The 8,781-nt window shown below is 34.0% G+C and carries 8 protein-coding genes; 3 read left to right on the plus strand and 5 right to left on the minus strand.

Annotation, left to right across the window (positions count from 1 at the left end; translation table 11 throughout):
• The coding region (locus tag M0Q17_RS09710; protein ID WP_295086345.1) for an ATP-binding protein at positions 1 to 2,253 on the plus strand (2,253 nt) is incomplete at its 5' end.
• A 111-nt stretch (positions 2,254 to 2,364) separates the two neighbouring features.
• On the opposite strand, the gene M0Q17_RS09715 is transcribed toward M0Q17_RS09710, so the two are convergent.
• A complete protein-coding gene (locus M0Q17_RS09715; RefSeq protein WP_295086347.1) occupies positions 2,365 to 3,312 on the minus strand; it encodes a site-specific DNA-methyltransferase in 948 nt (315 codons plus the stop codon).
• Positions 3,313 to 3,425: 113 nt separating this feature from the next.
• On the opposite strand from M0Q17_RS09715, the gene M0Q17_RS09720 reads away from it, so the two are divergent.
• Both M0Q17_RS09720 and M0Q17_RS09725 read left to right on the plus strand, forming a co-directional pair.
• Complete coding sequence (locus tag M0Q17_RS09720) at positions 3,426 to 3,641, plus strand: helix-turn-helix transcriptional regulator (RefSeq protein WP_295086349.1); 216 nt, start codon at positions 3,426 to 3,428, stop codon at positions 3,639 to 3,641.
• Positions 3,641 to 4,414 carry a ScaI family restriction endonuclease gene (locus M0Q17_RS09725; protein ID WP_295086351.1) on the plus strand — a complete coding sequence of 258 codons (774 nt, stop codon included), beginning with the start codon at positions 3,641 to 3,643 and terminating at the stop codon, positions 4,412 to 4,414. Before M0Q17_RS09720 ends, M0Q17_RS09725 begins: the two co-directional genes overlap by 1 nt.
• Before the next feature lie 458 nt (positions 4,415 to 4,872).
• Here the strand turns inward: M0Q17_RS09725 and M0Q17_RS09730 are convergent, their stop codons facing one another.
• The 4 genes from M0Q17_RS09730 to M0Q17_RS09745 form a co-directional block, all read right to left on the minus strand.
• On the minus strand, positions 4,873 to 5,118 hold the full coding sequence (locus tag M0Q17_RS09730; protein WP_295086353.1) for a hypothetical protein: 246 nt from the start codon (positions 5,116 to 5,118) through the stop codon (positions 4,873 to 4,875).
• A gap of 30 nt (positions 5,119 to 5,148) precedes the next feature.
• The gene (locus tag M0Q17_RS09735) at positions 5,149 to 5,331 is read right to left on the minus strand and encodes a hypothetical protein (RefSeq protein ID WP_295086355.1); all 183 of its coding nucleotides are present in this window, start codon (positions 5,329 to 5,331) and stop codon (positions 5,149 to 5,151) included.
• A 15-nt stretch (positions 5,332 to 5,346) separates the two neighbouring features.
• On the minus strand, positions 5,347 to 8,061 hold the full coding sequence (gene traN, locus M0Q17_RS09740) for a conjugal transfer protein TraN (protein WP_295086357.1): 2,715 nt from the start codon (positions 8,059 to 8,061) through the stop codon (positions 5,347 to 5,349).
• Positions 8,062 to 8,101: 40 nt separating this feature from the next.
• Positions 8,102 to 8,781, minus strand: a 680-nt coding sequence (locus M0Q17_RS09745; protein ID WP_295086359.1) for a DsbC family protein, incomplete at its 5' end; no start/stop codon positions are given.

Consider the following 8,781-nt stretch of genomic DNA (forward strand, 5'->3'; position numbering starts at 1 on the left):
GTTACACATACATATCTAAAAAAGGTTATTGACAATGTTTTTATCGATTTGCAAGTACACCATTTAGAGGAACTTTATAGTTTAAGGATACAAAATATTCTTCTTGAAATAAAAAGTGCGGGAGTTGCGATTACCTCTTCAAAAGATGTGCAAAATTTTGCCCTTAGTGAAGATGCAGCAAATGGTAAAATATCGCAAGAGATGAAGCAAAAACTCTCAGATATAAAAAAACTTTATAAATTAGACACCATATATATCGTCCATACAAACAGCAAAAACTATTTTAACGAAAACGGTTTTATTCGAGCTATAGACCCCTTAAACAAAGATAACGGATGGTTTTTAAAAACGCTTGAAAGTAAGAAAAATTTTCTAATCAACACGGATAGCGATTTGGCAGGCAATCTTTATGTATGGCTAGATGCCGTTGTAGGAAGTGCGGATAACCCGGTGGCTCTTGCAGGCGGTGGAGTGGATATTAGCAGTATATTTAAAATAGCACTGGAAGATTTTCGTAAAAATAATGCGAATGTATCTATCATAAAGGGTACAAACTTGGTTCATGCTTCCTCAAAAAAGCATAATCTTTTAAATGTACCATTGCGTGAATCCGGTTTTAGCAAAGAGAAGATATCAGCGATAGAAGATGCAGCACAAAGAGGTAGAAATCTGGTCGAATATATGGTCGAGGGTAAATTGAGAAATTTGCTTTTTATCCCGATTAAAAAGCTAGAGTGGAATATCATTATAGACTTTTCAAAAGAGGAATTTTTAGATAGCTTAAGCGGCGTTCATGACAGAATCATCGCAGGCAGTGCTATATTACTCTTCTTACTACTATTTATTGGCAGTTTAACCTTTGTATATTTAGTATCAAAACCGCTTAAAAAAATATCATTAGCAGTGAATGAGTTTGACCATAGAACTGATTTTGAGTTAAAAGATTGTAAAAACATGGGTTGTGAGTTTGACATGATATGTAACGCATTTGAAAAAAGTTCTGCTCTTTTGAAAAAAACACTAGATGAGTATAGGTATAATGAAGAGCTGCTAAAGAGCATCATAAATGCCGCTGATGATTCTATCTTCTATAAAGATACTAAAAACACATATTTGGGAGGTAATATTGCATATGAGAGGTGGAATTCAAAGAGCATAGAAGAGATTATAGGTAAAACAGATACTGAGCTCTATCCTGCCGAAATAGCTGACTATCATATCCAGACAGACAGACAGGTCATTGAACAAAAAAGGACTATTCTTGTCGAGGAGAGATTTCAAAAAAATGACGGAAGCTTTATAATACTTCAGATAAAAAAAGGTCCGTTTTATGATAAAAATGGAAATGTAAAAGGAGTTGTTGTAGTTGCAAGAGATATGACAATGATTAAGGAGATGGAGCAAGCTCTTTTAACACTTAACACAACGCTTGAAAAAAGAGTAGAAGCCAAAACGTTGGAGTTGCAAAGCGCAAATGAGACACTTGCAGGGCATATAGTAAATCTTGAAATAGTAAACTCAAAACTATATAAAGCCAAAGCAGAAGCTCTTCAAGCCGCACAGGCAAGATCTAACTTTCTTACCGGTATGTCACATGAGCTAAGAACTCCGCTTAATGCAATCATCAATTTTACGGATCAAATAATAGAGGATTTTGATGAGATGCTCCAAAATAAAGAACTGCAAGATGATACAAAACAATTTATGCAAAGAGTTCTGATAAACTCAAGACACCTGCTAAATCTTATAAATGACCTGCTTGAATTTACAAAAGCCGAAGCAGGAAAAATTGATTATAAAATAGAAAAGTATGATTTAAATATTATTGCAAAAATGGCATATAACAATACATACTCATTGTTAAATGGATCAGGTGTAAAATTTAATTTAAAGCTCAACGAAACGCCTCTAATGGGAATGGTTGATTCAAGAAGATTTTTACAGATACTTTTAAATCTACTCTCAAATGCAATCAAATTCACTCAAAAGGGCGCGATAGAGTTAAGAAGTTTTGAAAAAAATGCTCATGCGATTATTGAAGTAGAAGATAGCGGAAAGGGAATACCTCAAGAAAAACAAGGCATTATATTTGAGCCATTTATGCAAGTAAGCAACACCGACAATGGAACAGGACTCGGACTTGGCCTAGTAAAAAGAATGTGTGATGATATGGATATAAAAATCTCATTTTCCTCTGTTGAAGGAGAAGGAACTGTATTTCGTTTAACTGTAAAAAAGAGTTTGGATGTTTAAATAAAATAAGCAGGAAATTTTATGGGTGCAATCACACAAGAGGGCACAATAAAAGAGTTAAAGATGGCAATATAGAATTTTAACGAAGTAACGGCATAGAGGTATATATACTTAATGATATACTAATTTAGAGCTTCTTTCTTTTAAATATTCTTCATATCTTTCTATTGATAAATCACAATAATCTTTACTAATTTCACTACCAATATATATTCTATAATTACCATTAGCCGCTATACCTGTTGTTCCAGAACCAGAAAAAGGATCAAAAATAATATCAAATTTATTAGACGACACTTTTATTATTCTATCAATGACACTTAGTGGGTATTGAGCAGGATGAGACGTTCTTTCTTTTGAGCTCCGATTTTTTCCACTAGTTACTTTCGGAAAATCCCATACATCTGTTGGGTTTTTACCAAGTGGATTACATCTCAATTTACCATTTTTCATCTGATTTGGATATTTAACATCAGGGTCTCTAACAGAATCTAAATTAAATATATAATCGTTTTCATTTTTTATATAAAATAAAAACTTTTCATTTCTTGGAGCAAAAAATTTCTTTGCTGTTACTCCTGCTCCATATTTCCAAACAATTTCCTGCATTAAGAAAAAATCTATTTTATCCCATAACAAGTAGGCTATAGGGATGGCTTTTCCTTTGTTTTTAACATTTAAATAACCAACATTTAGCCAAAATGAGCCATTTTCTTTAGTAATATTATAGATTGATTTTATCCATTTTTGACACCAACTTACATATTTTTCAATGGGCATATTATTCTCATACTCTTTGCCAATATTATAAGGAGGTGATGTAACGGTTAAATCAATTTTGAATTCAGAACTCTCTAATTTATTCATGATTTCTGCATTATCCGAATTATATAAAATAAAACCATTATGTGCATAGTAAGGCTCACCAATATATTCTCGTAAATAATTTAAAATTTCAGTATATTTATCTAAATAAACCTCATTATCTGTATGAGAAATATTACTTAATAATGAGTAAGGAGCCAGTTGTGTTTTTACATTTTTCAATAATAATGTCATATTTTATTATCTCCATTCATTCAAGAAATTTTACCAAATTTTGTTTTAACAACACATAAAATGATACTTATAGTCTGTAGACTTATTGTCATCATTTATATAAACTAATCAACATGAAAAATTATAAACTTATTTTTGGACAGAACATAAAAAATAAAAGAAAAGAAAAAAATTTGTCTCAAGAGCAACTAGCAGAACTATCTTCCTTACATAGGACATATATTGGTTCTGTTGAACGAGGAGAGAGAAATATTAGCTTGGAGAATATTGTATTACTAGCTAAAGCATTAAAAATTGAATCCTGTTTATTACTAAAAGGAATAGAATAATGGCTATATCACCTTATCAAAATAAACAACAATCAGAATGGAAAAGTATAACGGAAGAATTGATAACAAATTACCCTTTATCAACGGATGAAATTCTTGAAATCTCACTTATTGCTTGGGAAAAACTGTGGGGAACAGAGGTAGGTGGAACTATTAAATTAGTCGAAGTTGATTTGCCTGCAACAGTAATAGGGTACTTCTTTCAAAAATTATTTTCTTATGAACTATCCAAACGTTATCCGAATGAATGGAAAGGTGAAAAAGAAAAATCTGACAAAGATTTAGTAAATATTAAAAATCCTACATTTAGTACAGAAATGAAAGCATCAGGGCAATTAGGCTATAAAATATTTGGTAATCGAAGTTATAATCAACAGGGTTTCAATGAGGAAACAACGGGGAAAGATAAATCAGGATTTTATATTACAATAAATTTTTATTCTCAAACATTAACTTTGATTAGTATCGGATGGATTGACCAAAATGATTGGAATTCTCAAGATTCTGAAACAGGGCAAGCTGCCACATTAAAACCAGAAGTTTATACACATAAACTAGTTCAAATTAATGGTAAGTATCAATTAAAAAGCCCCATTTCACTTTTAAATGGAATAGGAAAAGTTAGTTGTGAAAAACTATATAAAGAAAATATTTTTACTTTTGAGGACATAATAAATTATAAAGGTAATGATAAAGTAGTTATCAATATATACAATAAAAATAAAAGTCTTTTAGAAACAATTAAAGAATGCAGTTTGTCAGTTACATTGTAAAATTTTAGCATTTTTTTTTGAATGAATTGTCCTACAATAGAGTTAATATTACAAATTATATGCCAATCTTAAGTGTTCATCTTACATCTCATATAGATACTATTATTGATATCAGCAATTCTTTATTCTGTAATCAGACTGTCAATTATGTTACATTTTAACAAGTTAGGAAAGTCTTTGAAAGTTTGTTGTTAAGGGAGTTTTACAGTGGTGGGTTCTGAGTGACTTGAACACTCGACCACTCCGTTATGAGGATAGCTACAAATAGTGTAATTTACGCAATTTGGGAGATTTGCTCATTTACAATTAACGCTTATTCAAGTTATTTTATACATTTGGGTGACACTTTTGGTGGCACTTTTAAAGTTCTCAAAATATTTATCGCGAAACCTATATATTTTACTTTCCACGGCAAATTCTAACCAAAATACATTAATCCTAAGCTTAATAAATATATTTTAAGAAGCATCGGAGTTATCTAAGTTATCGGTCTTTTTTAATTTCTCAAGACTCTCTTTGACTTCTTCATATTTAAAAGCGTATCTAATCATTTTTGTTCCAGGTGTTCTTACATCATGAAATGTGATAAGCCCTTTTTTTACTAATCTCATAAATTTTCCAAATGTAAAAACATTTGCCTCTAGCTCTTTGTTTAGTCTCGTGCATACCTCTTCTGCAGGTATAAAATCTTTTTGATTACTCATCTTCTAGCCTTTTATATTATTTACTCTTATTCATAATTTTTTTATCTCTTTAAATTTTAAAGAAAAAATATTATGAAGTAACTCTATGTCATTCAAAACATCATTTATGTCTCTTTGCATCAACTCTTTAATCGCTCTTTTAAGCCAATAGCTAACATCATGAGCTAATAGAATTTCTTCTATTAACTCAGCACGTGTATCTTTTTTTTGCATCTCGACTCCTCTTTTTTATTGTTGTGGGAATGATACATTTAAATTATTTTCCACTCTATTTTTTATGCTTTCTCCGAGATCTTGCATATTTGGCAGCTGAATATTTTCCGTAAATTCGGTAAAATCAATCTTAGACAAATCTAGCTTTTGAAATTCTTCCGGAGTAAAACCTTTGCACTCAGGATTAGAGGCAGTTCCCCAACCTTTGTTAAGTTGTGGACGACCTTGCTCGTTGATAATACGTGCAAGTTCAGAGTTAAAGCAGCAGCTAGACTTTTTCTTTTGAACACAAATTCTTGCGAATCCAAGCCTTAATTTTCTTGAACAAAATTCCCCTACATAATGACAATTACCTGCTTTTCTTTTTTGTGCCAATATTTTCTCTTCAGAAGAGCATCTAATAAGTCCAAATAAAAGTGCATTATCACTGCAACACTCGCTTCCGTCTAGCACTCCATATAAATCCCAACTTCTACATGCAGCAGAAGTGCCACCAAACAAGTACAATTGCCCATCACATGCACCTGTCTGTTGGTTCCATCCATCATCATCTCCATCTTGAGAACCGACTTCCGTATCTGTGTGTTCCATATCATTAGCATCTACACAAGGATGAGGGGAGCATTGCCATGCATGTTCTCCGTCGGTACATATTTGTTCTGCATCGTACGGGCAAACATAATTTTGTTGTACGCAGTTATTACTCGGCGGGTTCACATCTGTGTAATCTTCTCCTCCCTCATTCGTAGGTACATAACTTTCATTATAAACATTTGTATCGGCGTTGCAATGGTATGTATAATAAAGGTAAGAAGTGGAGATAGGATTGCTACGCGTTACGTCCGTATCATAACACGCGTTCTGCCCCAAAGAGCCGCAGTAAGACTTCCATTCTTCCCCGTTTGCGGTTGCGGCTTGTTTTATGCTTAGTAGGATATCTTCTTCCGTAAAATCTCCCCGATTATTATACATGTCTACCCACCAATCATAGCCTGCTTGGTCGGGGCATCTACATAAATGGTCTACGTAGGCACTGTAAATAAAATTATCTTGAAAATTGCCGCTACATGTAGGGGCGGTATTGTAAGCGGAAGAGTTATTGATACTAGGACATCCGTTCGTGCTAAATGTCTCTCCGTTTAGTGTTGCGGCGATGTGGAAAGCTTCGTATGTAAGATAATAATCTCCTATATCGTTTAGCTCGGCAAGCCAATAGTTATAGCCTGCTTGGTCGGGGCAGCGGCATAAATGGTCTGTGTAGAGACTTTTTAACCATTCATTAGTAAAAGAGCCGCTACATGTAATACTGTTTTGAGTGCCGCTGCCCGTGCAATAGTGGTCTTGTGTTGCAGGCATACAAGTATCGGTTATATGTGTACATGTAGTACCGCTTCTTGTATCTCCGCTGTTACAACTATAAGTAGTCGAAGAAGATGCAGAATAAGAACAGTCGTAAGTGGAAGTTGAAGAAGATGCAGAATAAGAACCTCCCCCTGTACATGTAAGAGGAGCAAAATAATTACAGTTGGTCATACGGGGGCTTCCATCGGCACATGTACCAGAAAAACCGCCCGGAGAAGCTCCACTAGGGCAACTATTAGGACAAATACTTGCAGCTGCTGTAGGCTTTTTGCAGCCACCATTAAATTTCCAATACCCACTTGGGCAAGAGCAAACAGGAGATATCGTACATGTAGTGTCGCTTCTTGTACCTCCATTCGGACAACTATAAGAAGTCGTACTACAAATTTTATTACATGTAGTGCCGCTTCTTGTACCTCCATTCGGACAACTATAAGAAGTCGAGGAAGATGCAGTATATGTTTCCGTATCACAGCACTCTGCACCGTCTAACACTCCCGTAGGGCAGTTGTAGTTCGTTCCCATCGACGTATCTCTTATGTCTACGTCGTAGCAATCCGTTACTACGTTATTGTTTACTGCCGTTGCAGTACCGTCAGGACATCCTAAAGTCGTGCCCGAATGCTCTTGTGAATAGCCGTCGTTTGTGTTTTGAGTGTTGTTGCAAGGAGCTAAGTTTGCAGGGCAGTAAGATACACCGTTTTCATCAGTTTCACACTGCATCAGCTGCCCACTTTCTGCTATTAAACCATCTGTTGAGCTCACGGCAGTATTACAATGTAAATCTACTAATTCGCTAGAATCATCACTATTAAAACACTCTGGAACAGTATCAAATTCATATATTGCTAAAAACTTTGCAGGATTATTATATTCATCATTATGATTACCAAAATCATACCATTTGTAATTTACTGAACTTAAAGCTACCCAATGCTCTCCAAGCGGCGATATTTCAATTAACTGATTGATATCGCTTATTTTTAAAAGATTATCAGGTTGATTTACTTCCCAATTACTGTAGTTTAATGCATTATTATTTATGGTTTTAAATCGACTACTATCATAACTACAGCTGCCAGATTCATAGCAGTAATTGTTGGAGAGCAAAGGATCATGAACACCTATCCAAGCAAACTGATTTCCGAGAACTAAAGAAGCTAAAAATTCATTCTCATCTTGACTGCTTGGAACTGCCAGATATCCATCTGCTGCTTCGGCAAATGTTTTCGCATATGTAAAGGTAAGTCTGTCTTTTGTAGCAGTATAGTAATGTCCGTTATACTCTACAAACGTTCCAAATTGTCCACAAACTAAAGCAAAAGATTTTATTGCGAACACTAGCGCAAGTACGATTAATTTTAACATCTCTAGCTGCTCTCTGCTCGTGTATATTCAATACGATTTTTCATTTTAAATACACCTCAAGTTTCGGTATGTCAGCACCGTTAATTATTTGTACTATCTCTTGTTTTTTACTATCTATTACATAGATTTTTGGAGTACCTGCAACCTTAAGCTCTTTCGCTAAAATCTCCATCTCCTCAAGCTGTTTTTTTGCATCTTCTGTGATTGCAATCTTTGGAACACTGCCGGAATGTATATCTTCAAGTGCCTTTTTGAAGTCTTTAGAAGATAGGGCTATTTGACTCCACTCTTTAGCGTTTTTATGGAACGGCAACGGGGTAAAAACATAATGAACCGTTGTATCGTTTTCAGCAAAGAAATTCTCTACAGTTTTACAGAAAGGACATTCAGGATCTGTGAAAAGTACAAAAGAGTAATCATTTTGAGAGCCTTTGTTAAATGTAGCTTTTTTTGCAGGTTTTAGCAGCTTATCTACAGGTGTATTTTGCATTGCTTTATTTGTAAGTTCTTCTTGCCATTTCAGCCTTTTATTTGCGGTAATTGAATAGCCATTTTTATTCATTATCTCGCCAAAAAGCATAATTTCCTTAAATGGATTTGCATAGATTATTTGCCCATTATCAAAATAGACTTCATAGAATCCATCAATACCAGACTTTTGATATTTTGCAATATTTGTGTTTGGAAGCAAGGTTTGTAGAAATTGTAATTCCGTGTTTT

Source organism: Sulfurimonas sp. (assembly GCF_023229105.1).
Lineage (GTDB): Bacteria > Campylobacterota > Campylobacteria > Campylobacterales > Sulfurimonadaceae > Sulfurimonas.

What these genes read in the sequence shown, in the direction of transcription:
- M0Q17_RS09715 (WP_295086347.1), bottom strand. Translation starts at nt 3,312, where the DNA reads ATGACATTATTATTGAAAAATGTAAAAACACAACTGGCTCCTTACTCA.
- M0Q17_RS09720 (WP_295086349.1), top strand. Translation starts at nt 3,426, where the DNA reads ATGAAAAATTATAAACTTATTTTTGGACAGAACATAAAAAATAAAAGA.
- M0Q17_RS09735 (WP_295086355.1), bottom strand. Translation starts at nt 5,331, where the DNA reads ATGCAAAAAAAAGATACACGTGCTGAGTTAATAGAAGAAATTCTATTA.
- M0Q17_RS09725 (WP_295086351.1), top strand. Translation starts at nt 3,641, where the DNA reads ATGGCTATATCACCTTATCAAAATAAACAACAATCAGAATGGAAAAGT.
- M0Q17_RS09730 (WP_295086353.1), bottom strand. Translation starts at nt 5,118, where the DNA reads ATGAGTAATCAAAAAGATTTTATACCTGCAGAAGAGGTATGCACGAGA.
- traN (WP_295086357.1), bottom strand. Translation starts at nt 8,061, where the DNA reads ATGTTAAAATTAATCGTACTTGCGCTAGTGTTCGCAATAAAATCTTTT.